Raw genomic sequence first — 25,547 nt, 5'->3', positions numbered from 1 at the left:
TCACATGTGCGGGATCGCGGGAATCTTCCATTACGAAACGGTCAAGCCGGTCGATCCCAAGCGGGTCGAGCGGATGGCCAATGCGCTTGCCCATCGCGGCCCTGATGGCAGCGGTGTGTGGACCGCGCCCGGTGTCGGCCTGGGGCATCGCCGCCTTTCGGTGATCGATCTCGAAGGCTCGCCGCAGCCGATGGCCTCGGTCGATGGCCGCGCGGTGATCGCTTTCAACGGCGAAATCTACAACTACCGCGCGCTGCGCCGCGAGCTGGAGCAGGCGGGCGCGAAATTCCGCACCGATGGCGATACCGAAACGATCCTGGCGGCCTGGCAGAAATGGGGCCCCGACTGCCTCGAGCGCTTCGACGGCATGTTCGCCTTCGCGCTGTATGATCTCGACAAGCGCCAGATGTTCCTCGCGCGCGACCGGCTTGGCGTGAAGCCGCTCTACCTTGCCCGGCTCGAGGGTGGGGCGCTCGCGTTTGCAAGCGAGCTGAAGGGCCTCCTCGCCAACCCCCTTATGCGCCGCCAGATCGATCCGCTGGCGATCGAGGACTACATGACCTGGGGTTACGTCCCCGATCATCGCGCGATGCTGAAGGGTGTCGAGAAACTACCCGCCGGGCATTTCCTCCTGCTCGAACATGGCCGCGAGCCCGCGGCGCCGCGTCAGTGGTGGGACGTGAGCTTTGCCGAGCGGGAGAAGGGCAAGACCGAGGACCTCTCGGCCCAGCTTCTCCACCTGATGCGCGAAGGCGTGACGAGCCGGATGGTCGCCGATGTGCCGCTTGGCGCGTTCCTGTCGGGCGGCGTGGACAGCTCCTCTGTCGTGGCGCTGATGAGCGAGGCGAGCGCGTCGCCGGTGACCAGCTGCTCGATCGGCTTCGATGTCGAGAGCGTCGATGAGACCCGCTACGCGCGCAAGGTCGCCGAATTGTTCGGCTGCGACCACCATGAACGCATCGTCTCGGCCGACCAATTCGGCGAGATCGACCGGATCGCTTCGATCTTCGACGAACCCTTCGCCGATGCGAGCGCGCTGCCGACGCTGCGCGTATGCGAACTGGCGCGCGAGCATGTGACGGTCGCGCTGTCGGGTGACGGGGCGGACGAGGCCTTTGCCGGCTACCGCCGCCAGTTATTCCATGCGCGCGAGGAACAGGCGCGCTCAGTCCTGCCGCGCGCCCTGCGCGAACCGGTTTTCGGGGCGCTGGGGCGCATCTGGCCCAAGGCCGACTGGGCGCCGCGTCCGCTGCGCGCCAAGACGACCTTCCTCTCGCTCGCCGACAGCGGTGAGGCGGGCTACGCGCGGGCGCTTGCTATCTTGGCACCCGAGCAGCGCGCTGCGCTCTATGGCGAGGGGCTATTGAAGGCGCGCGGCGACTACCGCGCCGAACAACCCTTTGAGGCTCTCATGCGCTCCGCTCCGGCGCGCAGCGGCCTCGACCGGGCGCAATACGCAGACCTCAAGTTCTGGCTGCCGGGCGATATCCTGACCAAGACCGACCGGACCAGCATGGCGGTGGCGCTGGAAGCGCGCGAACCTCTCCTCGACCACCGCCTGATCGAGTTCGGGGCGCGCCTGCCGCACCGTCAGCGGTTCCGTGGAAACACCGGCAAGTGGCTGATCAAGCGCACGATGGAGCGCTACCTGCCCGAAGACATCCTCTACCGCCAGAAACAGGGCTTCGTTACGCCGCTGTCCCAGTGGTTCCGCGGCCCGCTGGCGAGCGAGGCGCGCGCAATTGCCTCGAGCGAACTGCTGACCGGCAGCGGGTGGTTCGCCCGCCCGGCGCTCTCACGGCTTGCCGAGGATCACATTGCCGGGCGCGCGGATCATGGCCGTGTCCTGTGGCAATTGCTGATGCTGGAGCGCTCGCTGCGCCACCTGAAGCCGAGCGCCTGACGGCTGCTATGACGCGAGGCCATGGCCACGCGCCATGTAATCGGCGCTCTGCATTTCCTTGAGGCGACTGACCGTGCGTTCGAACTCGAAAGCGCCATCGCCCGAAGTGTAGAGGTTCTCCGGCTCCGCTGCAGCGGTCACGAAGAGCTTCACGCTGTTCTCGTACAGCGCATCGACCAGCTTGGTGAAACGGATCGCCTCGTTGCGATTGTCCGGCGACATGGCCGGAATGCCGACCACGATGATGGTGTGATAGGCATGCGCGACGGCGAGATAGTCGGCCGCACCCCGGTTCTCGCCGCATAGCCGCTTGAAGCTGAACACGCCGACGCCCTTGAGGCTCTTGGGAACATGCAGTGTCCGACCGCCGCCAAGGTCCAGCTCGGCGCTCGGCACGTGCTCGGCGTCTTCGGGCTTGTAGTCGGTCAGGCGGAAGAAGGCTTCGCGGACCTGCGCGGTGGCTTCTTCACCCAGCGGCGAATGCCATGTGTCGATATCGCCGAGGCGGTCGAGCCGATAGTCGGTCGGGCCGTTGAGGGGCAGCACGTCGAGCTCGGCCTCGACCAGGTCGATGAAGGGCAGGAAAAGCGAGCGGTTGAGCCCGTCCTTGTAGAGATCGCGGGGAGGGCGGTTGCTGGTGGTGACCACCGTCACGCCCTGGTCGCGGATGAGCGCGGTGAAGAGCCGCGCCATAATCGCCGCATCGGCGGTGTTGGTGACGACCATCTCGTCGAAGGCAAGGCAGCGCACGTCTTCTGCGATATCGCGGGCGACCTTGCCGGTCGGATCGCCCGGATCGGTTTCGCGGCGCTCGCGCATCCTGCGGTCGACTTCGAGCATGAACTCGTGAAAGTGCACGCGGCGCTTCTCATCGATGCCGAGTGTCTCGACGAAGAGGTCCATCAGCATGGATTTCCCGCGCCCCACACCGCCCCACATGTAGACGCCTTGCGGGCTCGCCTTCTTCGCACGGAACAGCTGGGCGAGCAGGCCGCCTGAGCTTTCGGCTTCGAGGTCTTTCTGGAGCCGGTCGAGACGCTCGGCCGCGCGGCGCTGGTCGGGATCGGCCTGGAGCTCGCCCGCCGCCACGAGCCGCTCGTAGCGGGCCAGCATCCCGGTCATGGGGTCACGCGGCGCTTCATCTTCTTCACGATCCCTGAGAAGCTGGCGACCGTGTGGTCTTGCTGCTCCACCGTGCCGCGCACAAACACCATGCTGCCGGTTTCGCGCACGATCTCGCACACCGCGTCGAGCGGTTCGCTTGGCTTGCCGCCACCGACGAACTGGGTCGAGAGTTCCACCGTTACCGAAGGCCCTGCGTTGCCGGTTCCGATAGTGTGCATGGTGGTGAACAGGCTGATGTCGATCAGCGAGAGCGTGACCGCGCCGTGGATGATACCCTGCAGGTTCTCGTGCCGCCGCTCGGGAAACATGCGCAGGCGCGCCTTCCCGTCATCATCGACGCGGGTGATGAGCTTGCCCATCACCGCGCCGTTGAACAGCGTCTGGTCCTTGAGGTTCCAGTGGCGCCAACCTGGGTTCTCCGGGTCAGGGCCGTGTTCGAAGATCTCGTCGCGCAGCGCCACGGGATCAGATGGCGCGTTCGGCCATCATCTTCTTGGTTTCGGCGATCGCCTTGGCCGGGCTGAGTCCCTTGGGGCAGACGTTCGCGCAGTTCATGATCGTGTGGCAACGATAGAGGCGGAAGGGGTCTTCCAGCTGATCGAGCCGTTCACCGGTCATCTCGTCGCGGCTGTCGGCAAGCCAGCGATAGGCCTGCAGCAGGATCGCCGGGCCCAGGAACTTGTCCGAATTCCACCAGTAGCTCGGGCACGAGGTCGAGCAGCAGGCGCACAGGATGCACTCGTAAAGGCCGTCCAGCTTCTCGCGCTGTTCGGGCGACTGCAGGCGTTCCTTGCCCGAGGGCGTGGTCGAGACGGTCTGCAGCCAGGGACGGATGCTGGCGTATTGCGCGTAAAAGTGCGTGAAATCGGGGACGAGGTCCTTGATCACGTCCATGCTCGGCAGCGGGGTGATGCGGATTTCACCCTTCAGGTCCTCGATAGCGGTGGTGCAGGCGAGGCCGTTCTTGCCGTTGAGGTTCATCGAGCAGGACCCGCAGATGCCTTCGCGGCACGAGCGGCGGAAGGTCAGCGTGGGATCGATCTCGTTCTTGATCTTGAACAGCGCGTCGAGGACCATCGGGCCGCAATCGTCGAGGTCGAGCTCGAAGGTGTCGTAACGCGGGTTTTCGCCGCTGTCCGGATCGTAGCGATAGATCTTGAACGTCTTGAGGCGACCGCCGCTTTCGGCCTTGTGCGAGCGGCTCTTGCCGGTGATCTTCGAGTTCTTCGGAAGGGTGAAGGTCGCCATTACGCTGTCAGTCCTGTTGCTTTGAGAAACCCATCTAGCGGTTCGGGCGGGGGGCGCAAGACCGAGTATGACGCATTTCCCGCAATGCCCGTCCAACAGGATGGAACACATGGAACACGCTCCTGCGCGAAAACGCGCTTGAGGGCGAAAAGCGCACGAATTCACGGGTCTTGGCGGGAACCGGAGGCATGGGCGAGGGGTCTAGGACGGTACGATGGCTGCAGGAAAGAGCTTTGAGCGCGCCGCCGTATTCGGCGCGAGTGGCGGGATCGGCAAGGCGCTGTGCATGGCGCTCGCCAACTGCGGGACGCAGGTGTGGGCGGGCAGCCGTTCGGGTGAGGTGGCGGACGACCGGCTCACCGGTTTCCGTTTCGACCTTGCTGACGAAACCTCGATCGCCGAGGCAGCGAAGGCCATGGCGGACACACCACCCGATCTTGTCATCGTAGCGAGCGGCGTGCTGACGCTCGCTGACGGCACCGGGCCGGAACGCACCTTCAAGCAGATCGACGGCGCCGCGATGGAAGAGGTCTTTCGCCTCAACACCATCGGGCCCGCGCTGGTTGCCAAGCATATGCTGCCGCTGTTCCCGCGCCGCGATCGCGCGGTTTTCGCGGCCTTGTCGGCGCGAGTGGGCTCGATCTCGGACAACGGCCTTGGCGGGTGGCACAGCTACCGCGCGAGCAAGGCGGCGCTCAACATGCTGTTGAAGAACTTCGCCATCGAGCTGGGGCGCACGCACAAGCAGGCATCCGTCGTGGGCTTGCATCCCGGCACAGTCGACACACGCCTTTCGGAGCCGTTCCAGTCGAACCTGCCCGAGGGTCAGCTGACCGAACCCGGCACGGCTGCCGAACACCTTCTCGGGGTGCTCGACACGATCGGTCCCGAGGACAGCGGCGCGGTGTTCGACTGGAAGGGCGAGAAAATTCCCGCCTAGCCTTCGAGCAGCAGGCGCCTTCGCCCGTTCTGCGCTGGCGCACGTTCGAGGTGGTGCCGTACCAGCTCACCATAGCGGGTAGCGCCGATGCCTTTGCGCAAGAGGCGCTGGGTCAGCCGCACGGCGGGTCGCTGGTTCGCCTCGATCAGCACCGGGCCGCGGTCCGAAAGACCGAGATCCCACCCAATGATCACCTGATCGCGGGCGAGCGAGCGATGCGCGTCCAGAGTGAGATCCTTCGTCGCCTGCCAGTTTGGAACCGGCGTGCCGGTAATCGGGGCGCCGGTAGCAGGATGGCTGTTGAATTCCGCCGGACCGGCGACCACCACGCCCTTGCCAAGTGTCCCGCTGGCAAGGTCGATCGGCGCCCCGAAGCCGCCTTGGTGGCCGTTGTCGACAATCGCGTCGGCGCGCCCGGCAAACCGCATCCCGGCAAAGACGATTTCGGGAGCGCCGTCTTCGTCGAGCACGGTGACTATCCGGGCGGTTGCAAGGACGTCGAAGGTCAGCGGCACCAGGTCGGGGTGGGGCGCCAGGCGTTCCTGCAAGAGGAAGTCGCCGCGGAGAAGTGCCTCGGGCACGGCGTCGCCGCAGAAGTCGCTTCGCTCGAAGGCGAGAATGCCCACGCCGCCGCTCCCGCGAACCGGTTTGGCAAGAAACCGCTCGGGTGCGCGGTCGAGCCACTCGATTCGCCCATCGGTGATCCGCGCGGCGAGGCGCGGCACGGCCAGTCCCAGCGCTTCGCAGCGCGCCTGGAACCGGGCCTTGTCGAGGAGGTCGGCCGGATGATCGGTAGCCGCGCTTTCCATCGCCCGGATGACGCTTGCCTGCTCGAACCGCCTCTGATGGGTCTCAAGCCCGCCGTTTTCGAGCAAGGAGAAAAGGGCAAGGTCGTTGGGGTCGTAAAACCATGCCCGCCCCACGCGTGTGGCTTCGGTGATCCACGCCTTTTCCTTGTTCCATGCCGCAGCAATGCGGCGCGCGCGCAGGGGTACCCACAGCCACCAGATGCACCAGATCAGCGCGTTGAATGCGATGCGCAAGGGGCCCTGGGCGGCCTTGCGCCTTTCGTAGTGCGGGTGAAGGAAGTCGGCGGAGCGAAAGGCGATAATGCCGGGATAGAGCGCGAAGTTCAGCCGGAGAAGATCGTAAAGTCGCTTCACTAGGCCGCCAGGCTTCTCGCGGTCACCAGCCCTTCGCGATGCCAGGCTTCCGCCAGCAGCGTTTCGAGGAGGTCGGCATGGCTGAAGCCGGCCACAGCGGCAGCCTTGGCCATCACCTTTTCCGACCACAGATTGCAGTTGAGGTTGATTTCGATGAAGTTGATCGCTCCGGATTTGGGATCGTAGCGGAACTCGATGCGACCGTAGTCGAAGGGCGTGAATTCCTTGGCGACCTTGTGCGCCATGGCCTCGATACGCGGAGCGATCTCAGGATCGTCGAAACGCTTGAGCGCGGACTTTTCGCTGTTCTGCACGAGATCGCGCTTCTCGTAATAGGTCCACAGGCGCTGCGTATCCTCGCGTTCGTACCACAGCATGGGCAGGGCCACCGGTTCGCCATGCATGGTGATGAAGGCGCATTGCACGTCGTAACCGTCCAGATAGGGCTCGACGATTGCGTCGTGGCCTTCGCCATGGATGAGGCGCACTGCGTTGGCGACGGTTGTCCAGTCGTGCGCATCGGAGATGCCCCAGCTGGCCGACGAGGCATTGGGCTTGATGACCCAGCGCCCGGCGTCCTTGGCGGGCAGGTCCGCTTCGAGCAAGGGCGCGCCGCGGCGGTAGCAGAACCACGGCGCGGTCGGGACGCCTGCATGATCGCACACCAGCTTCGATACCGACTTGTCATCGCCGAGCCCGCGCAGGAACGGCATGGCGCCGAGGTAGGGCAGGCCATGCTTGTTGCACAAGATCGGGATCAGCATCTCGCTGTTCACGAAGCCGCCGCGGTTGAGCAGCGGGAAGACGAAATCTGCGTCGGGCTTCTCAAACAAGACCTCGTAGGTGTTGGCCAGCGCAAGGTTCAGGCCGAGCCCTTCCAGCGTGGTCCGCACCTCGTGATGATAGATCGCGTGGTTGCCGTCTTCGGGATGCATGCCCCCGCCAAACAGGGCGTGCTTGGCCATGAAGAGGGTGCGGATGCGGTTCTTTGCCTCGTCTGGGAGGCGCAGCGGCGCGAGGTTAGTGGTCATGTGGCGATACCCGTTTTTGGTTTTGCAGGCGGCTTAGGCCCGGAAATCCGCGGTCGCCAGCGGTTTGTTGCCCTCAAGAATCCGCTTGTCGTGCGGCAGAAACACGATACCTTGAAATTGTCGCGCAATTGGAGGGTCTTGCGCCGTGGGACTGAAAACTTGGTACGACAGGCATATCATGCCGCGTTTGATCACGGCGGCCTGCGGACAAGAGGGAATCGAGAAAAGGCGCCGCCAGGTCGTGCCTCTTGCACGCGGCCGGGTTTTCGAGATCGGCTGCGGAGGCGGCCTCAACCAGGCGCTCTACGACACCGACCGGATAACCAGTTTCGCCGGGATCGATCCGCACGAAAAGCTGCTCGACGGCGCCCGTGACCGGGCGAGGGCGAACGGTTGGGAGCACGATATCCGGCAAGGCGTGGGCGAGGCGATCCCGTTTCCGGACGGCTCGTTTGACACGGTGGTGTGCACCTACACGCTGTGTTCGGTCGATGACCCGGACAAGGTGCTTTCCGAAATGCGGCGCATCCTGGCGCCCAGCGGCAGGCTGTTGTTCCTCGAGCATGGGCGTGCACCCGATGCCTCGGTGGCGCGCTGGCAGGATTGGGTGGAGCCGGTGTGGAAGCCCATGGCGGGCGGCTGCCATCTGACCCGCCCGATCGGCTCGGCGCTGCGCGGGGCCGGGTTCGCGGTCGAGCCCCTTGGGCAGGCCTATCTCAAGAAGACGCCCAAGGTCCTTGGCTGGATGGAGTGGGGCGTCGCCCGCAAGGCGTAAAAAGGGCGCCGGACCGCTGGTCCGACGCCCCCTTTAGTTCGCCAGGCAATCGCGCTTATTCGTCGCCGAAGGTACGCTGCCACCAGCCGCGCTTGGGCTTGGCGGGTTCTTCGCTTGCATCGTCAGCCTGTGCTGCGGGAGCCGGTTCTTCGGCTGCAGCGGGTTCTTCGGCCACGGCCTCTTCAGCCGGCTTGGCCTTCTTCGCGGCAGGCTTGCGGCGCGTACGCTTGGGCTTTTCTTCGGCCGGAGCGGCTTCAGCTTCCGCCTCGGGAGCGGCTTCCTCGGCGGTGTCCGCCTTCTTCTTGCGCGGAGCCCGCTTCTTCTTGGGCTTCTCCTCGGCTTCGGCTTCCGTCGTATCTGCGGTTTCCGTCTCGGCTTCAGCGTCAGCCTTCTTCTTGCGCGGGGCGCGCTTCTTCTTCGGCTTGGGCGATTCTTCCTCTGCCGCTGCATCCGCGTCCGCTACCGCCTCGGCGGTTTCGGGCGAATCGTCGGGCCCAGCCACGACGGCCATGTCATCGACCACCGCTTCGGAGACCTCTTCGAGGTTCTCGGCGTCTTCGGCGGTTACTTCGTCGGTTTTGCGGCCACGACCGCGACCACCCCGACGACGACCGCCGCGGCGGCGACGCTTCTTCGGCTTGTCTTCGCCATCCTCGCTTTCATCGGATTCGGCGTCGGAGGTTTCCTCCTCATCTTCGTCCTGATCGCTGGCGTCGTCGCGCTGGCGGTTCTTGTTGCGCCCGCGGCCGCCACGGCGGCGACGGCGCTTCTTGCGGGGACGGTCGTCCTCGCCATCGTCTTCATCCGCCTCGTCGACGATGTCCTCATCCTCGTCCTCGTCGTCGAGGATGGCGTCGAACTTCGGCGCGTCCTTGGGCTTGGGGCCGTGGCTCGACACGGTCATCTTCGCGCCTTCGTCCTCGCCCTCGGGGACGACTTCGACGGACACGTGATAGCGTTCCTCGATCTCCATGAGATCGGCACGCTTTTCGTTGAGCAGGTAAACCGCCGCTTCGGTGCTGGCCGCAAGGCGAATGGTCGAACCCTTGCCCTTGGCCGCTTCGTCCTCGATCAGGCGCAGCGCGGACAGGCCGGCGCTGGAGGCGGTGCGCACGAGGCCGGTGCCGTCGCAATGCGGGCATTCGCGCGTAGTCGCTTCGAGCACGCCGGTGCGCAGGCGCTGGCGGCTCATTTCCATCAGGCCGAAGCTCGAGATGCGGCCCACCTGGATGCGGGCGCGGTCGTTCTTCAGCGCTTCCTTCATCGCCTTCTCGACCTTGCGGGTGTTGGAGTGGTGCTCCTGGTCGATGAAGTCGATGACGACGAGGCCGGCCATGTCGCGCAGGCGCAGCTGGCGGGCGATCTCGCGTGCAGCCTCCAGATTGGTGTGCAGCGCGGTCTGCTCGATATTGTGCTCCTTGGTGGAGCGGCCCGAGTTGATGTCGATCGACACCAGCGCTTCGGTCGGGTTGATGACCAGATAGCCGCCCGATTTTAGCTGCACTACGGGGTCGTACATGGCCTTGAGCTGGTCTTCCGCGCCGTAGCGTTGGAACAGCGGCACGGGATCGGAATACTGCTTCACCCGGCGCGCATGGCTTGGCATCAGCAGTTTCATGAACTGCTTGGCGGATTTGTAGCCGTCTTCACCTTCGACGACGACTTCCTCGATCTCGCGGTTGTAGATGTCGCGGATCGCGCGCTTGATGAGGTCGCTGTCCGAATGGATCAGGGCCGGGGCCGCCGACGACAGCGTGCGCTCGCGGATCTCGTCCCACAGGCGGGCGAGATAGTCGAAGTCGCGCTTGATTTCGGTCTTGGTGCGGCTGAGGCCCGCCGTGCGGACGATCAGGCCCATGGTGCGCGGCAAACTGAGGTCGGAAACGACCTGCTTCAGGCGCTTGCGGTCCGAGGCGCTGGAAATCTTGCGCGAAATGCCGCCGCCGTGGCTGCTGTTCGGCATGAGCACCGTGTAGCGGCCGGCGAGGCTGAGATAGGTGGTGAGGGCCGCGCCCTTGTTGCCGCGCTCTTCCTTCACGACCTGGACGAGCAGCACCTGGCGGCGCTGGATGACGTCCTGGATCTTGTAGCGGCGACGCAGCGCCATGCGCTTGGCGCGCGCTTCGTCGACTTCCTTGGCACGGGTGCGACCCTTGCCCTGCCGACGCCCGCGACCACGGCCGCGGCCACGACGGCCCTTGGGCTTGTCAACGCTGTCGTCGTCCTCGGACGATTCTTCATCGTCGTCGCTGTCGTCGTCCTCGTCGTCATCATCCTTGTCGAGATGACCTTCCTCGATCGTGGCGACATCGTCCTTGTCGGAGGTGTCGACTTCCTCGAGGCCGTCTTCGGCGAGATCTTCGGCGAGCGCTTCGGAGCTTTCGTCCTCGGCGTCGTATTCCTCGCCCGGCATTTCGCCGCGCTGTTCTTCCTCGTCACGCAGACGCTGCTCTTCCTCGGCCGCTTCGGCTTCGGCGGCGAGCAGGGCGTCGCGGTCTTCCTTGGGAATCTGGTAGTAGTCGGGGTGGATTTCGCTGAAGGCGAGGAAGCCGTGGCGATTGCCGCCGAAATCGACGAACGCTGCCTGGAGCGAGGGTTCGACCCTCGTGACTTTTGCTAGATAGATATTGCCTTTGATCTGCTTGTGATCGGCAGATTCGAAATCGAATTCCTCAATCCGGTTGCTCTTGACTACCGCCACCCGGGTTTCTTCCTGGTGGCGCGCATCGATTAGCATGCGCGTGGCCATTGATAAGTCTCCAGCCGCGAGCGTTCAGGGCTGACCCTGCGGCATCGCGGCGCATCATGTTGGAAAATCCGCGGCCCGGTCCGAGCATCGCGGTGTTTGCGAACCGGCCATCGTCGCTTCGTGCGAGCGGCCGGGTATTCGTGACTGCGGGACTGGCCTTGCGCAAAACCTGCGCTGAATGGTCCGATACGGCGGCAAAGGCGGGTGCCTGTGCGCTTTGTATCGGGGTGGAACGGGCCATGTCCGGCATCAACCTGTGTTATCGTGGGGCGTGAGCGGGAGAGCCGCTGCCGCCTGAAAAAGAACGGCTTTTTCCGCTGTCCCTCTTCGTCGCGTCACTCTCGCGCCGATCGGAGGCATCGTAAAAACCGATGAGATGCTCGCTAGCACCGTGGGTTTCACACGGCAACCATATTGCGTCATTCGATAACAACGCCCTAACCATGCGCTCGATGTCGACCCGGGTGCAAATCCTCCTGTTGATCCTGCTGCCTCTTGTGCTGGTTGTGGGCTTGGTGCTGACCGCGCAGCGGATTCCGGTGCCGGAAATCGGCCGCGGATACGTGCTGCGCGTGGCCTTGCCCGAGGCGGATGCGCCCACCGCCTTGCCTGAGGTTGCGGGCGAAGAGGGGCTGCCGCTGGTGGTGATCGACGCCGGGCATGGCGGCCATGATCCGGGCGCATCCGGGCAGGGCTACCGCGAAAAGACGATCGTGCTGGGCCTCGCGCGCGCATTGCGCGACGCGCTGGAAAAGGAAGGGGGTGTGCGCGTAGCCCTGACCCGTGAAGACGATCGCTACCTCGTCCACGCAGAGCGGGTCGAAATTGCCCGACGGCTCGATGCGGACCTTTTCCTGTCGATCCACGCCGATAGCGCGGGCGAAGCGGCCGAGGTGACGGGGGCGAGCATCTACACGCTGTCCAACCAGGCCTCGAGCGAGGCGGCGGCGCGCTTTGCCGAGCGCGAGAACGCGACCGACCGGTTGAACGGGGTCGATGTCGGCGGGCAGAGCGATGCGGTGAGCACGATCCTGGTCGAGCTCTCCCAACGGCGCACGCAGGAGCAATCGGACGAATTCGCCCGGCTTATCCGGCGCGAGGGCGAGGGAGCGATCCGATTCCATCCGCAGCCGCGCCGTTCCGCGGCCCTGAAGGTGCTGCGCGCGCCCGATGTGCCCTCCGTGCTGTTCGAAAGCGGGTTCATCACCAACGAGGCAGACGCGCAGCGGCTCGCCTCCGCCGAGGGGCAGGCCCGTTTCGCCGAAGTCATGACCCGCGCCATCCGCGCCTATTTCGCGCGCCAGCAGGAGAGCTGATGCGGGGATTTTTCCGCGCAGTGCTGTTCGTTCTGGCGAAGTGCAGAATGGGCGTGCTAGGGGCCACTTCAGAACGATGTCCGAACAGTCCGCCCTCGACTATTACCGTTACCGCATCAGCCGCGATCCCAAGCGGCTTGTCGCGTGGTTCAACGACAATTGGGCGCACAACCGCAAGCTGCGCGTCGCAAGCTATATCGGCGGTTTGGGCCTTGTACTGTTCCTGCTCGCCTGGGCAACGCTCGGCCGCAACCTGCCCGACGCCGAATCGCTGCTCGAATACGAGACCCCGCTGCCCACGGTCGTACGCGGGATCGATGGCGAGATCGTCAACACCTACGCGCGCGAGCGGCGCGTCCAGCTCCAGTATGTCGATTTTCCCGACCGGCTGATCGAGGCCTATCTCTCGGCCGAGGACAAGACCTTCTTCAGCCATGGCGGCGTCGACCTGACGGGGACCGCCAATGCGGTCATCGACTACGCGACCAAGTTCGGTTCGGGCGAGCGCGCGGTCGGCGGATCGACCATCACCCAGCAGGTGGCCAAGAACCTGCTGCTGGGCGACGAATATTCGGTCACCCGCAAGCTGAAGGAAATGATCCTCGCCACACGCATCGAAAGCGTGCTGACGAAGGAGGAAATCCTCGAGCTTTACCTCAACGAGATTCCGCTCGGGCGCCGCAGCTTCGGCGTGCAGGCCGCTTCGCGCGCTTATTTCGACAAGGACGTCGGCGATCTCGACCTGCATGAGATGGCCTTCCTCGCGATCCTGCCCAAGGCACCGGAACGTTATGGCCGCGAACGCTACCGCGACATGGCGGTGGTGCGCCGCAATTTCGTGCTCGACCAGATGGTCGCCAACGGATTCATCTCTTCGGAAGAAGGGGCAGCAGCCAAGCGGCTCGACCTCGGCCTCGTCCAGCAGCGCAGCACGCGCAACGCCGATGCGGGCTATTTCCTCGAAGAGGTCCGCCGCCAGCTGATCGAGCGCTTTGGTGAAACCGCGGAAGACGGGCGCAACAGCGTCTATGCCGGCGGTTTGTGGGTCCGCACCTCGCTCGACACCGAGCTGCAGGACGCGGCGCGCGATGCGCTGCGCGCGCAGCTGATCAGTTATCACGGCAATCGCGGCTTTACGGGGCCCGTGGCGACGCTCAATCCCGACAACGGCAACCTTGCCTCGCAGCTCGCCTCGTCGAACCTTTCGATCAATTACCGCGACTGGCGCATCGGTGTTGTTACCGCGCCGGGCCGTATTGCCTTCAGCGATGGCGAGGAATTTGCGCTGAGCGGCGGTCCGTCCTCGCTCAAGGCAGGCGACGTGGTGGCCGCTGCGCCTTCGGGCAACGGGTACGCCATTCGCGGCGTGCCGGAAATTTCGGGCGCCTTCCTTGCCGAAGCCCCGCAAACGGGCCGGATCCTTGCCATGCAGGGCGGTTTCGACGCGCGCCTCGGCAGCTTCAACCGCGCCACCCAGGCGCTGCGCCAGCCGGGTTCGACCATCAAGCCGTTCGTCTACGCAGCCGCGCTCGACCAGGGGATGACCCCTGCGAGCCAGGTCCCCGACCAGACCTTCTGTGTCTGGCAGGGCGCCTCCCTGGGTGAGAAATGCTTCCGCAACTTCGGCGGCGGCGGCGGCGGCGTGCACACGATGCGCTGGGGCCTCGAACAGAGCCGCAATTTGATGACGGTCCATATCGCCGACGACACCGGCATGGACAATGTCGTGAAGGCCATCGCCCGCATGGGGATCGGCGAGTACGAACCCTACTATGCCTTCGCCCTTGGCGCTGGGGACACCACGGTCGCCCGCATGGTCAATGCCTACGCCGCGCTGGCCAACTGGGGTCGGCAGAATGAAGGCTCGGTCATCGACTACGTCCAGGACCGCGATGGCAAGGTGATCTACCGCACCGACCGCCGCGATTGTTCGGCCTGCAACATGGAAGATTGGGACGGGCAGCCGATGCCGCGCTTCGATGTGTCGGGCCGTCAGGTCATGGACGCGCGCACTGCCTTCCAGATGGTCCATATGCTGCAGGGCGTCGTGACGCGCGGCACCGCGGTGCGCCTGCGCAGCCTCGACCTGCCGATGTTCGGCAAGACCGGCACGACCAACGGCCCCACCAACGCCTGGTTCGTCGGTGGCACGCCCGATGTGATCGCGGGCATGTATGTCGGCTTCGACCAGCCCCGCAATCTCGGCGGATGGGTCCAGGGCGGCAACACCGCGGCCCCGATCATGAAGCGTTTCGTCGAAGCCACGCGCGATCGCTGGAACGCCGAAGCCTTCGTTGCCCCGCCGGGCGTGCGCATGGTCAAGATCGACCGCCGTACCGGCAAGCGCGTATTTGATGGCACGCCCTCGGACGAACCGGGCGCGACGATCATCTGGGAGGCCTTCAAGCCCGACACCGAACCGCCGCGCGCGACCCGTTCGGACGCGATCGCCGCCAAGCGCAACGAGATCCTCGAGCTGATCCGCCGGGGCCGCCAGGGCGCGGTCGATGGCAGCGTGCGCGACCGGGGCGACCAGCCCAACGACTTCGTCGAAGACCAGGGCGGCATTTACTGACGCGGGCGCCTGGCGGGCGCTCCCCAAGCTGTGCGCGCCGCGCGGCGCGGCACTTTACAATCGCCTCACGCATATTAGGGGCGAGACCAACCCGAGACGAAGGAATTTCCTATGCGTGCCGAAGGGCAGGCCCACATCGAACGGATCGAAGCCGCGCTTGCGCTGGTGCGCCAGTCGCTCGACTGGGAGCAGGCGCTGCGCCGCCTCGACGAGCTCGACGCCCGCGTGCAGGACCCGACCCTGTGGGATGATCCCAAGCAAGCGCAGGCGATTACGCAGGAACAGAAGCGCCTCGACACGTCCATCAACACGGTTCGCGAGATCGAAAGCGAGATGGCCGACGCCATCGAATTCGTCGAGATGGGCGAGGCCGAAGGCGATGCGGATGTGGAGCGCGAAGGCCTCGACACGCTCGCGAGCCTTGCCGAGCGCGCCGACCGCGACAAGGTACAGGCGCTGCTTTCGGGCGAAGCCGACAGCTACGACACCTATCTCCAGATCAACGCCGGCGCCGGCGGTACCGAGAGCCAGGACTGGGCCGACATGCTGCTGCGCATGTACGCGCGCTGGGCCGAACGCCGCGGCTACAAGGTCGAGACGGTCGAATACGCCGCGGGCGAACAGGCCGGGATCAAGAGCGCGACGCTGCTGATCAAGGGCGAAAATGCCTATGGCTACGCCAAGACCGAAAGCGGCGTGCACCGCCTTGTCCGCATCAGCCCCTACGACAGCTCCGCGCGGCGCCACACCAGCTTCAGCTCGGTCTGGGTCTATCCGGTGATCGACGACGATATCGACATCGAGATCAATCCGTCAGACCTCAAGATCGACACGTACCGCGCGTCCGGCGCTGGCGGCCAGCACGTCAACACGACCGATAGTGCCGTGCGGATTACCCACCAGCCGACCGGTATCGTGGTGGCGAGCCAGAACGACCGCAGCCAGCACAAGAACAAGGCCACGGCCATGAACATGCTGAAGGCGCGCCTGTTCGAACGCGAAATGGCCGAGCGCGAGGCGGCGGCCTCGGGCGAATACCAGGAGAAGAGCGACATCGGGTGGGGCCACCAGATCCGCTCCTACGTGCTCCAGCCGTACCAGATGGTGAAGGACCTGCGCACCGGTGTGCAGTCGCCGACGCCAGACGACGTGCTCGACGGCGCGCTCGACCCGTTCATTTCCGCAGCGCTCGCCCAGCGTGTGACCGGCGAGACGGTCGAGGTGGAGGACGCCGAGTGAGGCATGGCCTTGCCTTGATCCTGCCGACAGCGCTGCTTGCCGCGTGCAACGGCGCTGCGCCGGCGGACGAGGAAGGTCCGCGTTTTCCCGAGCCCGATCGCCCAGTTTCGGCGCTCGGTTCCAACGAGTTTTCGACCGAAGACCAGCGTGATCGGCGCGGCGAAGCGCAGACGGTCATGGACCTTGCCGAAATCGAGGACGGCATGACCGTGGCCGATATCGGCGCAGGCAATGGCTATTACACCGTTCGCCTGGCGGAGCGCGTGGGCGACAGCGGGCGCGTGCTGGCGCAGGACATCGATGGCGACGCGCTCAGCCGCCTTGGCCGACGCATCGAGCGCTACCGGCTCGAGAACGTCTCCATCCGGCTCGGCGAATTTGCCGATCCCAAGCTCCCCGATGCCAGCTTCGACCGCATCTTCATGGTCCACATGTACCACGAGATCGAGCAGCCCTACGAGTTCCTCTGGCGCATGTGGCCGGCGCTGCGCGAAGGCGGGCAGGTTGTCGTCGTCGACATAGACCGGCCGACCGACCAGCACGGCATCGATCCGCTGCTGCTAAGCTGCGAATTCGAAGCCAGCGGGTACGAACTGGTCGCATTCAAGGACGCGCCCGAGCTTGCCGGGTACTATGCACAGTTCAAGGCAGCCGCTACGAGGCCCGCGCCTGGAGAGATTGAGCCCTGCCGCGGCGACCGTGCCGCGATGGGCGAGGGGACCGAGCGCCCCGCCAAGAGAGAGAAAGCGTAAGAACATGGGTTTCAAGGGACTGCAGCCGATCAATTACGGCGGCAAGGAAGTCTGGCCGCTGGTCGAAGGCGGCAAGGGCGTTTCGGCCACCAACCACATGAGCTCGGGCGCCTGGGCGGCGGCCGGCGGCATCGGCACGGTGAGCGCGGTGAACGCCGACAGCTACGACGAGGACGGCAACCCGATCCCGCAGGTCTATCCGCAGGCCACCCGCAAGGAACGCTTCGAACAGCTCGTGCGCTACGGCATCGACGGCGGCACCGAACAGGTGAAGCGCGCCTACGAGATCGCGGATGGCAAGGGCGCGATCAACATCAACGTGCTGTGGGAAATGGGCGGCGCGCAGCAGGTGCTCGAAGGCATCCTGGAAAACTGCCCGGGCCTTGTGACCGGCGTCACCTGCGGGGCGGGCATGCCCTACAAGCTTGCCGAGATCGCCGCGCGCCACAATGTGCATTACCTGCCCATCGTCTCCTCGGCCCGTGCTTTCCGCGCTCTGTGGAAGCGCAGCTATTCCAAGGTGCCCGAGCTGATGGCCGCAGTGGTCTATGAGGATCCCTGGCTCGCGGGGGGCCACAACGGCCTGTCCAATGCCGAAGATCCGACCAAGCCGGAAGATCCCTTTCCGCGCGTCAAAGCCCTGCGCGAGACGATGCGCAAGGAAGGCGTGTCGGAGGAAACCGGCATCGTCATGGCTGGCGGCGTGTGGTTCCTGCGCGAGTGGGAGAACTGGATCGACAACCCCGAGCTCGGCAAGATCCTGTTCCAGTTCGGTACCCGTCCGCTGCTGACGCAGGAAAGCCCGATCCCGCAAGTCTGGAAGGACATGCTGCGCACGGTCGAGCCGGGCGATGTGCTGCTGCACAAGTTCTCGCCCACGGGTTTCTATTCCTCGGCCGTGAAAACGCCGTTTCTCTATGACCTGATGCACCGCTCGGAACGCCAGATCCCGATCTTCAAGCGCGACGAGGAAGAGGGCACGGTCCCTCTCATGGACCACGGCAAGGCGAAATACTTCTTCGTCCACCCGGGCGACCAGCGCAAGGCGCAGGCCTGGATGCACGAAGGCTTCACCGAAGCGCTTAAGACGCCCGACGACACGGTGGTCTTCACCACGCCCGAAAGCGCCGAACAGATCCGCGCCGACCAGCAGGGCTGCATGGGCTGCCTGTCGCACTGCCAGTTTTCGAGCTGGAAGGACCACGACAACAACACCACCGGTCGCCTCGCCGACCCGCGCAGCTTCTGCATCCAGAAGACCCTGCAGGACATCGCCCATGGCGGCGATCCGGACGAAAATCTCGCCTTCGCCGGCCACGCAGCCTATCGCTTCAAGCAGGACCCGTTCTATTCGAACAACTTCACTCCGACCGTGAAGGAATTGGTTGACCGCATCCTGACGGGCGACTGAGGATGGAGTTCGGCGTCGCCAGCCTGGCCAGCGCCGATGTCCGCGAACTTGTCACGCTGCACCAGCGCAGGATGTACGAGGCGTCACCGCCCGGCACGTCCTTCGCGCTCGACCTCAGCGGTCTGGAGCGGCTGGATGTGACGGTCTTTGCCCTGCGCGAGGACGGTCACCTGCTCGGCATCGGGGCGCTCATGGAGCTGTCGCCGGTGCTTGGCGAGATCAAGTCGATGCGCACGCACGACACCGCCTTACGGCGCGGGGTCGGACAGGCCCTGCTCGACGGGATTACGGCAGAGGCGCGGCGCCGGGGCTATGAGGCTTTGCTTCTGGAAACGGGGACCGGCGAGACCTTCGAGCCCGCCAACCGGCTCTACATACGAAACGGTTTCACGCGCCGAGCAGCCTTTGGCGACTACGCCGAGACCGACTTCAACATCTTCTACGAAAAAGCGCTCTAGCTCACCGCCAGAGCTGCATAGCGCGGATCGCCTCGGGCACTTTCGCATCGGTGTCGGGGCGTGAGAGAACGCGCTCGACCAGCTTCCATTTGCGGCGCACTCCGCCCTTCTGCCACAGGTCGACAACCCAGCTGTCGCCGCTCCAGTCGTGGTCGCCGATCTGCGCTTCGAGGCCGAGCCGCGTTGCGAACACGGCGAGATTGCCGTGACGGCGGACATAGACTTCATCGAAACGGTATCCGGTGCAGCGGAAGCGGGTCGTTGCCGCCTCCAGCCAGCTCGCACGGTCGAGGATGGTCGGCTTTTCGGACCCGAGCAGGAAGATGAAATCGCGCGCTGCGATCTTCTTCATCTGGTTGCGGTCGCGCTGCATCCATGCGCGCATCCAGAGATGTTCGAGAGCTTCGATCCGGGCAGAGAATTCGTCCATGCCCGTGCGCTTACAGCATGATCCGCGAGGGGCAAGACCTTCGCGCAGGGAAGGCTCAGCCGAGGCCGGTCAGCACCTGGTCGGGCGGCCGGTGACCGTCGGCCCACATGCGAATGTTGGCGATGACCTTCATGCCCGATTCCGCGCGCCCCTCGCGCGTGGCGCTGCCGATGTGGGGCAGGGTCATGACGTTCGGATGGCGGATCAGGCGGGGATCGACATTGGGCTCGTCCGGATAGACATCGAGCCCGGCGCCGGCGAGCTTGCCACTCTCCAGCGCTGCGATCAGCGCCTCCTGTTCGACGAGGTCACCGCGCGCGGTGTTGATGAAACTCGCACCGTCTTTCATCAGGGCGATGCGGCGCGCGTCGATCATGTGATGCGTATTGGGCCCAGCGGGGCAGTGCAGGGTGAGGATGTCCGCTTCGCCCATCAGCGCATCCAGGCTGTCGACATAGCGGGCCTGAAACATGCGCTCGACCGCTTCGGGCAGGCGCTTGCGGTTGTGATAGGCGATTTCCAGGCCGAAGGCGCGGGCGCGGTGCGCGACCGCCTGTCCGATACGTCCCATGCCGACAATGCCGAGCACCTTGCCGGCAAGCTTGGTGCCAAGCAGGGCGGTCGGCGTCCATCCGGTCCATTCGCCGCTGCGGATCAGCTCGACCCCTTCGCGTACACGGCGCGGGACGCCGATGATCCCGGCCATGGTGAGGTCCGCCGTATCGTCGGTGAAGACACCCGGCGTGTTGGTCACCAGCATGCCGCGTTTCGCCGCTGCGTCGAGGTCGAGATGCTCGGTCCCGGCGCCAAAATTCGCAATCAGGCCGAGATCCTTGCCCGCGCCCGCGATCATGTCTGCATCGATACGGTCGGTAACGGTGGGAACGAGGACGTCGCAGCCCTGCATAGCTTCGACCAGCTGGTCGCGCGTGAGCGGGGTATCGCTGGTGTTGAGCTGTACGTCGAACAGCTCGCCCATGCGCTCCTCGACACTGGGCATCAGGTGGCGCGTCACGAAGACGCGCGGCGTGCGATCGAGGCGTTTGGCGGGGCGTGTGTCGGGGCTTTCCATGCAGGAAAGACCGCTAGGCCGGGCCAAGGGGCGCGGTCAAGGATTCGCACATAGGGATGAGTGGTCGCAAGAGCGTTGACTGCGCTCGCGGTTTCCGGAAAATCACGCTCCATGGTCGTACGGCTCATCGCTCTTTCGGTTATCTTCCTCGCCGTCCTCGCCACGGCTGCGCAGGCGCAGGATCGCGAGGCGCCCTACTGGGCGACCATCCGCGCGAGTGAGCTCAACATGCGCGTGGGGCCCAGTCCCGATTACAAGATCGACTGGGTCTACAAGCGGCCCGGCCTGCCGATCAAAGTCGTGCGCCTGATGGAAGGCTGGCGGCTGATCGAGGATCCCGACGGCGCGCAGGGCTGGGTGGTGGCCCGGCTGCTGAGCCCCGATCGCGGCGCGATCGTGATCGGCGAAGGGCTTGCCGAGATGCGCGAAGCGGGCGCGGAAGGGGCTGCGATCAAATGGCGGCTCGAGCCCGGCGTTGTTGGCGCGCTGGGCGAGTGCGAGGCGGGTTGGTGCGCGCTCTCGGTCGATAACCGACGCGGCTATGTCCGCGAAGAGCGGTTGTGGGGCGTCGGCGCGCCCTAGCTGTTATTCCGGGAGCGGGCGGATCGTGTAGCTCATGCTGCCATCGTCCATGGTCGAGATGAAGCTGCCGTCTTCCTGAAGCTCGGAATTGACCCAGCAGCGCTCCTGCTCTTCCGGACCATCGCCTTCGGGATCGAAACAGGCCTTGCCGCGCTCGTCGCGCCAGGTGCCCTGGCCAACAACCGTGCCCTCGGCGTCTTTGTCGACATAGGTGCCGTCCGTTTTGACCTCGGTCGTCGCATAGGCGATTTCATCGCTGCCGATCGCGTAGGTGCCGGGCCCCATTACGTAGGCAGCGGGCGACCCTTCCTCGGGCTCTTCCGGTGCCGCTTCCTGCGGTCCGCCGCAAGCAGCCAGGAACGCCACGCTTGCGACAAGGGTCAGTTGGCCCATCTTCATGTCTCTCTCCCTCTTCCTTAAATCGGCACCTTACTGCCCGGGGGCGGTCTCCGCCTCTTCAGCCGGCTCTTCCGCCTCGGCGCCTTCGTCCGCTTCGATTTTGCGCACGCTCGAGGTCACGCTGCCGTCGGAGCCGAGCACTTCGAACGCGCCGTTCTCGCCCGGTTCGCCGCCAGCGTAGCATTCTTCCGGATCGTCGCCTTCGGGATCGAAGCACATCGCGCCGGCATCGCCCACGCGCCATGTCCCGCCGCCCGTGCGCGTCCCGTCGCTCGTGGTGTCCGCGTAGGTGCCGTCTTCGTTGATTGTCTGGAGAGCCACGCTGCCGTCGGAAAGCGTGATCTCGTATGTGCCGGCGATATCACCCATCGCGGTGCTGCCGAGGGTGATCTCCTCCCCGGCTTCCGTGGTGTCGGGAGCGGCGTCCTCGGCCGCTTCGGATCCGCAGGCCGTCAGCGTAGCCAGGGCGGCAAGGGTAACGAGTGTTCGCAAAAGGGCTCCTCCTCCTCGCGCAGCGCCGATGCGCCGCGCGGGAGAGAGAATGCCCGGATTTTACGGAGAAGACTAGGGCAGTTCGACGGCAACCGCGGTGGCTTCGCCGCCGCCGATGCACAGGCTCGCCACGCCGCGCTTCTTGCCCTGCGCCTTGAGAGCGTTGAGCAGGGTGACGATGATGCGGGTGCCGCTGGCGCCGATCGGGTGGCCAAGAGCGGTGCCGCCGCCGTTCACGTTGATCTTCTCATGCGGGATACCGATGTCGCGCATGGCGAACATGGCGACGCAGGCAAAGGCCTCGTTCACTTCCCAAAGGTCGACATCGTCGGCCGACCAGCCGGCCTTTTCCAGAACCTTGGTGATGGCACCGACGGGAGCGACGGTGAACTCGCTAGGCTCCTGTGCGTGGGCGGCCATGGCGACGATCTTCGCCACGGGTTCCTGACCGTTGGCCTTGGCGACGCTTTCGCGGGTCAGGACCACGGCGGCTGCGCCGTCGGAGATCGAGGAGGAGGTCGCTGCGGTGATCGTGCCGTCCTTGGCGAAAGCCGGGCGCAGCTGCGGGATCTTGTCCGGGCGGCCCTTGCCGGGCTGCTCGTCATGCTCGACCGTTACATCGCCGCGGCGGGTCGAGAAGGTGACCGGGACCACTTCGTCGGCAAAGGCGCCGCTTTCGATGGCGGCGTTGGCGCGGCGCAGCGATTCGATCGAATAGTCGTCCATCTGCTCGCGGGTGAGCTGGTATTCGTTCGCCGTGTCCTGCGCGAAGGTGCCCATGGCGCGGCCTTCCTCATAGGCGTCTTCGAGGCCGTCGAGGAACATGTGGTCATAGGTCGTGTCATGGCCGAGGCGCGCGCCCGAGCGGTGCTTTTTCAGCAGGTACGGTGCGTTAGTCATGCTCTCCATGCCGCCGGCAACGACATAGTCGATCGTGCCGCTGGCCAACGCTTCGGCGCCCATGATGACCGTCTGCATCCCGCTGCCGCAGACCTTGTTGACCGTGGTTGCCTGCACCGACTTGGGCAGGCCGCCCTTGATCGAGGCCTGGCGGGCCGGCGCCTGGCCGAGGCCTGCGGGAAGGACGCAGCCCATGTAGGTCCGGTCAAAGCTTTCGGGAGCGACGCCCGAACGCTCGACCGCAGCCTTCACGGCAACGCCGCCGAGATCAGTCGCCGAGACATCGGCGAGGGCGCCCTGCATGCCGCCCATGGGGGTGCGGGCGTACGACAGGATCACAACGGGATCGGCTGCGCTGAACTGGGTCATCTTGTGCAAGTCCTTCGGTTCTGGAATATCTCGCCGTCGAGATAGGATGCGCGTCGCTGCGACGCAACATACACAAAGGGAGAATACGATGGCGGATAATCGCAAGATGGAAATGGAAGCCATTCTGCGCAAACAGCGCGCGGCCCACCATCAGATGCGTCCCGAACCCATGGCGCTGCGCAAGGACCGCATCGAGCGCGCGATGAAGCTGCTGAAGGACCACGGCGAGGACCTGTGCAAGGTGATGGCCGCCGATTTCGGCAACCGTTCGCCCCACCAGTCGATGATCACCGACATCGCCGGCACGGTGAACTTCGGCAAATATTGCCTCAAGAACATGGACAAGTGGGCGCGGGCGGAAAAGCGCCACGTCCAGTTCCCGCTCGGCCTGCTCGGCGCGAAGGCCGAAGTGCGTTACGAGCCCAAGGGCGTCGTCGGCATCCTCAGCCCGTGGAATTTTCCCGTCAATCTCGCCTTCGGCCCGCTGATGCAGATCTTCGCTGCCGGCAATCGCGCGATGATCAAGCCTTCGGAATTTACCGAGAAGACCAGCCTTCTGACCAAGGAGCTGGTGGAGGAATACTTCACGCCCGACGAGTGCGCGGTCTTTACCGGAGGGCCTGAGGTCGCAGCCGCCTTTAGCGAACTGCCCTTCGACCATCTGATCTTCACCGGTTCGACCGCAACCGGCCGCAAGGTCATGGAGGCTGCTTCCAAGAACCTCGTCCCCGTCACGCTCGAACTGGGCGGCAAAAGCCCGGTGTTCATGGGTGAGAGCGCGGATTTCGCCAAGGCGGGCGAGCGTGTGGCTCTGGGCAAGATGATGAACGCAGGCCAGATCTGCCTTGCGCCCGACTATCTCTACGTGCCGGAAAGCAAGCAGGACGATGCAATCCATGGCGTGTGGCAGGGTACGGCCAACATGTACCCCACGCTGCTCGATAACGAGGACTACGCCAGCGTCGTCACCGATCGCCATTTCGACCGTCTGCAGGAACTCGTCGCCGATGCGCGCGACAAGGGCGCCGAGGTGATCGAGGTCAATCCGGGCAATGAAGACTTCTCCAACACCAACGCGCGCAAGATGCCGCTGACGATCCTCAAGAACGTCAATGAGGACATGAAGGCGATGCAGGAGGAAATCTTCGGTCCGGTCCTGCCGGTGAAGACCTACTCCCACATCGACGAAGCGATCGACTATGTGAACGAGCACGACCGACCGCTCGGCCTCTACTACTTCGGTCAGGACGCCGGCGAACGTGAGAAGGTGCTCACCAAGACGATCAGCGGCGGCGTCACGGTGAACGACGTGATCTTCCACGTCTCGATGGAAGACCTGCCGTTCGGCGGTGTCGGCCCCTCGGGCATGGGCAGCTATCACGGTGTGGAAGGCTTCCGCGAGTTCAGCCACGCGCGCAGCGTCTACACTCAGCCCAAGATCGATGTGGCCAAGCTGGGCGGGTTCAAACCGCCCTATGGCGCTTCGACCGAGAAGGCCATCAAGACCATGATGAAATAGGGCACAGGGCAGGGGCCTTGCACCACCGTGAGGCCCCGATGCATCGGATGCAGGGGTTTGTGCGTGAATTGCGCCATGCGCACCCTTGCACCATGCCCTTGAGCGGCCTAGAGGCGGGCGCGAACCAAGCCCCTGCCTAGGAATCATTCGTGGTCGACCTCGAACAATACCTTCCGATCCTGATCTTCCTGTTTATTGCCGCAGGCCTTTCCGCTCTCTTCGTGTTCCTCCCCATGGGCGTATCGCGCCTGACCGGGGCCCACGCACCGAACGCGGAAAAGCTTTCGGAATACGAGTGCGGCTTTCCCGCCTTTGAGGACGCGCGCAGCCAGTTCGACGTGCGCTTCTACCTCGTGGCGATTTCGTTCCTCCTGTTCGACCTCGAAGCGTCCTTCCTGTTCCCCTGGGCTGTCAGCCTCGATGTGACCGGATGGGCCGGCTGGATCAGCATGGTCATCTTCCTCGGCATCCTCGCGATCGGGCTTGCCTACGAATGGAAGATGGGCGCTCTGGATTGGGACTGACATGACCAACTCGACCATCATCACGCCCCCCAACGCCGTTCCTGCCGCCCAGGGCGGTGAAGTGCGTCAGCCGGATGCGGATTACTTCAACGCGCTGCAGACCGAAGTGAACGACAAGGGTTTCCTTGTCACGTCGACCGAGGAACTGTTCCAGTGGGCGCGCACCGGTTCGCTGTGGTGGATGACCTTCGGCCTTGCCTGCTGCGCGGTCGAGATGATCCACGTCAACATGCCGCGCTACGACATGGAGCGCTTCGGCGTCGCCCCGCGCGCCTCGCCGCGCCAGAGCGACGTGATGATCGTTGCCGGCACGCTGTGCAACAAGATGGCCCCGGCGCTGCGCAAGGTCTACGACCAGATGTCGGAGCCGAAATACGTCATCTCGATGGGAAGCTGCGCCAATGGCGGCGGATATTATCACTACAGCTACAGCGTCGTGCGCGGTTGCGACCGGATCGTGCCGGTCGACATCTACGTGCCCGGGTGCCCGCCGACCGCTGAAGCGCTGCTCTACGGCGTCATGCAGCTGCAGCGGAAGATCCGCCGCGTCGGTACGATCGAGCGTTGAGGTAGGG

24 protein-coding genes are annotated in these 25,547 nt (G+C 65.0%); 13 read left to right on the top strand and 11 right to left on the bottom strand.

The annotated features are described in order from the left end of the window. Positions 1-4: 4 nt before the first annotated feature. Complete coding sequence (locus tag KUV82_RS08770; protein ID WP_219953922.1) at positions 5-1,903, top strand: XrtA/PEP-CTERM system amidotransferase; 1,899 nt, start codon at positions 5-7, stop codon at positions 1,901-1,903. A 6-nt stretch (positions 1,904-1,909) separates the two neighbouring features. Here the strand turns inward: KUV82_RS08770 and zapE are convergent, their stop codons facing one another. From zapE to KUV82_RS08755, 3 genes are read right to left on the bottom strand one after another with little or no spacing between them, the layout of a single operon-like run. Then, a complete protein-coding gene (zapE, locus tag KUV82_RS08765) occupies positions 1,910-3,025 on the bottom strand; it encodes a cell division protein ZapE (protein ID WP_219953921.1) in 1,116 nt (371 codons plus the stop codon). Continuing rightward, complete coding sequence (locus KUV82_RS08760) at positions 3,022-3,489, bottom strand: PaaI family thioesterase (protein ID WP_219953920.1); 468 nt, start codon at positions 3,487-3,489, stop codon at positions 3,022-3,024. Before KUV82_RS08760 ends, zapE begins: the two co-directional genes overlap by 4 nt. A 4-nt stretch (positions 3,490-3,493) precedes the next feature. After that, on the bottom strand, positions 3,494-4,276 hold the full coding sequence (locus KUV82_RS08755; protein WP_219953919.1) for a succinate dehydrogenase iron-sulfur subunit: 783 nt from the start codon (positions 4,274-4,276) through the stop codon (positions 3,494-3,496). A gap of 214 nt (positions 4,277-4,490) precedes the next feature. On the opposite strand from KUV82_RS08755, the gene KUV82_RS08750 reads away from it, so the two are divergent. Continuing rightward, positions 4,491-5,216 (top strand): SDR family NAD(P)-dependent oxidoreductase, encoded by a 726-nt coding sequence (locus tag KUV82_RS08750; protein WP_219953918.1) that lies wholly within the window; start codon positions 4,491-4,493, stop codon positions 5,214-5,216. On the opposite strand, the gene KUV82_RS08745 is transcribed toward KUV82_RS08750, so the two are convergent. Beyond that, entirely contained in the window at positions 5,213-6,379 is a 1,167-nt protein-coding gene (locus KUV82_RS08745; RefSeq protein ID WP_219953917.1) for a sugar-transfer associated ATP-grasp domain-containing protein, read from the bottom strand. The two genes, KUV82_RS08750 and KUV82_RS08745, sit on opposite strands and share 4 nt — an antisense overlap. Then, positions 6,379-7,410, bottom strand: coding sequence for a phosphoribosylglycinamide synthetase (locus tag KUV82_RS08740; RefSeq protein ID WP_219953916.1), 1,032 nt, complete (start codon positions 7,408-7,410; stop codon positions 6,379-6,381). The genes KUV82_RS08745 and KUV82_RS08740 overlap by 1 nt, the downstream gene beginning before the upstream one ends. A 178-nt stretch (positions 7,411-7,588) precedes the next feature. Between KUV82_RS08740 and KUV82_RS08735 the strand changes: the two genes are divergently transcribed. Next, entirely contained in the window at positions 7,589-8,185 is a 597-nt protein-coding gene (locus KUV82_RS08735) for a class I SAM-dependent methyltransferase (RefSeq protein ID WP_219953915.1), read from the top strand. A gap of 55 nt (positions 8,186-8,240) precedes the next feature. Here KUV82_RS08735 and KUV82_RS08730 read toward each other — a convergent pair whose 3' ends face one another. After that, on the bottom strand, positions 8,241-10,934 hold the full coding sequence (locus tag KUV82_RS08730) for an Rne/Rng family ribonuclease (RefSeq protein WP_219953914.1): 2,694 nt from the start codon (positions 10,932-10,934) through the stop codon (positions 8,241-8,243). 479 nt (positions 10,935-11,413) lie between these two features. On the opposite strand from KUV82_RS08730, the gene KUV82_RS08725 reads away from it, so the two are divergent. The 6 genes from KUV82_RS08725 to KUV82_RS08700 all read left to right on the top strand — a co-directional run bounded on the left by KUV82_RS08725 (position 11,414) and on the right by KUV82_RS08700 (position 18,685). Further along, positions 11,414-12,250, top strand: a complete 837-nt coding sequence (locus KUV82_RS08725) for an N-acetylmuramoyl-L-alanine amidase family protein (protein ID WP_309148069.1) — start codon at positions 11,414-11,416, stop codon at positions 12,248-12,250. 76 nt (positions 12,251-12,326) lie between these two features. Further along, positions 12,327-14,825 (top strand): penicillin-binding protein 1A, encoded by a 2,499-nt coding sequence (locus KUV82_RS08720; RefSeq protein ID WP_219953913.1) that lies wholly within the window; start codon positions 12,327-12,329, stop codon positions 14,823-14,825. Positions 14,826-14,936: 111 nt separating this feature from the next. Beyond that, positions 14,937-16,064, top strand: coding sequence for a peptide chain release factor 2 (gene prfB / locus KUV82_RS08715; protein ID WP_219953912.1), 1,128 nt, complete (start codon positions 14,937-14,939; stop codon positions 16,062-16,064). Beyond that, on the top strand, positions 16,061-16,816 hold the full coding sequence (locus tag KUV82_RS08710) for a class I SAM-dependent methyltransferase (RefSeq protein WP_375541197.1): 756 nt from the start codon (positions 16,061-16,063) through the stop codon (positions 16,814-16,816). Before prfB ends, KUV82_RS08710 begins: the two co-directional genes overlap by 4 nt. 4 nt (positions 16,817-16,820) lie before the next feature. Beyond that, the gene (locus KUV82_RS08705) at positions 16,821-18,227 is read left to right on the top strand and encodes an NAD(P)H-dependent flavin oxidoreductase (protein WP_219953911.1); all 1,407 of its coding nucleotides are present in this window, start codon (positions 16,821-16,823) and stop codon (positions 18,225-18,227) included. Between the two features lie 2 nt (positions 18,228-18,229). Continuing rightward, a complete protein-coding gene (locus KUV82_RS08700) occupies positions 18,230-18,685 on the top strand; it encodes a GNAT family N-acetyltransferase (protein WP_219953910.1) in 456 nt (151 codons plus the stop codon). 1 nt (position 18,686) lies between these two features. Here KUV82_RS08700 and KUV82_RS08695 read toward each other — a convergent pair whose 3' ends face one another. Both KUV82_RS08695 and KUV82_RS08690 read right to left on the bottom strand, forming a co-directional pair. Then, a complete protein-coding gene (locus KUV82_RS08695; protein WP_219953909.1) occupies positions 18,687-19,115 on the bottom strand; it encodes a nuclear transport factor 2 family protein in 429 nt (142 codons plus the stop codon). A gap of 55 nt (positions 19,116-19,170) precedes the next feature. Then, positions 19,171-20,187: a 2-hydroxyacid dehydrogenase gene (locus KUV82_RS08690; protein WP_219953908.1), complete on the bottom strand. Its 1,017-nt coding sequence runs from the start codon at positions 20,185-20,187 to the stop codon at positions 19,171-19,173. A gap of 111 nt (positions 20,188-20,298) precedes the next feature. Between KUV82_RS08690 and KUV82_RS08685 the strand changes: the two genes are divergently transcribed. Continuing rightward, positions 20,299-20,769, top strand: coding sequence for an SH3 domain-containing protein (locus tag KUV82_RS08685; RefSeq protein ID WP_219953907.1), 471 nt, complete (start codon positions 20,299-20,301; stop codon positions 20,767-20,769). 3 nt (positions 20,770-20,772) lie between these two features. Here the strand turns inward: KUV82_RS08685 and KUV82_RS08680 are convergent, their stop codons facing one another. The 3 genes from KUV82_RS08680 to KUV82_RS08670 all read right to left on the bottom strand — a co-directional run bounded on the left by KUV82_RS08680 (position 20,773) and on the right by KUV82_RS08670 (position 22,929). Further along, positions 20,773-21,168 (bottom strand): hypothetical protein, encoded by a 396-nt coding sequence (locus KUV82_RS08680; RefSeq protein WP_219953906.1) that lies wholly within the window; start codon positions 21,166-21,168, stop codon positions 20,773-20,775. Positions 21,169-21,198: 30 nt separating this feature from the next. Continuing rightward, the gene (locus KUV82_RS08675; RefSeq protein ID WP_219953905.1) at positions 21,199-21,660 is read right to left on the bottom strand and encodes a hypothetical protein; all 462 of its coding nucleotides are present in this window, start codon (positions 21,658-21,660) and stop codon (positions 21,199-21,201) included. Positions 21,661-21,732: 72 nt separating this feature from the next. Beyond that, the gene (locus KUV82_RS08670; protein ID WP_219953904.1) at positions 21,733-22,929 is read right to left on the bottom strand and encodes a thiolase family protein; all 1,197 of its coding nucleotides are present in this window, start codon (positions 22,927-22,929) and stop codon (positions 21,733-21,735) included. Positions 22,930-23,017: 88 nt separating this feature from the next. On the opposite strand from KUV82_RS08670, the gene KUV82_RS08665 reads away from it, so the two are divergent. The 3 genes from KUV82_RS08665 (at position 23,018) to KUV82_RS08655 (ending at position 25,540) form a co-directional block, all read left to right on the top strand. Then, the gene (locus KUV82_RS08665) at positions 23,018-24,448 is read left to right on the top strand and encodes a coniferyl aldehyde dehydrogenase (protein ID WP_258319693.1); all 1,431 of its coding nucleotides are present in this window, start codon (positions 23,018-23,020) and stop codon (positions 24,446-24,448) included. Positions 24,449-24,597: 149 nt separating this feature from the next. Next, entirely contained in the window at positions 24,598-24,972 is a 375-nt protein-coding gene (gene ndhC / locus KUV82_RS08660; protein WP_219953902.1) for an NADH-quinone oxidoreductase subunit A, read from the top strand. A 1-nt stretch (position 24,973) separates the two neighbouring features. Continuing rightward, positions 24,974-25,540, top strand: coding sequence for a NuoB/complex I 20 kDa subunit family protein (locus KUV82_RS08655; RefSeq protein WP_219953901.1), 567 nt, complete (start codon positions 24,974-24,976; stop codon positions 25,538-25,540). Positions 25,541-25,547 lie beyond the last annotated feature (7 nt).

This window comes from Qipengyuania flava, assembly GCF_019448255.1.
GTDB classification, from domain to species: Bacteria; Pseudomonadota; Alphaproteobacteria; order Sphingomonadales; family Sphingomonadaceae; genus Qipengyuania; species Qipengyuania flava_A.
This window is presented reverse-complemented; position numbering and strand designations above follow the sequence as displayed.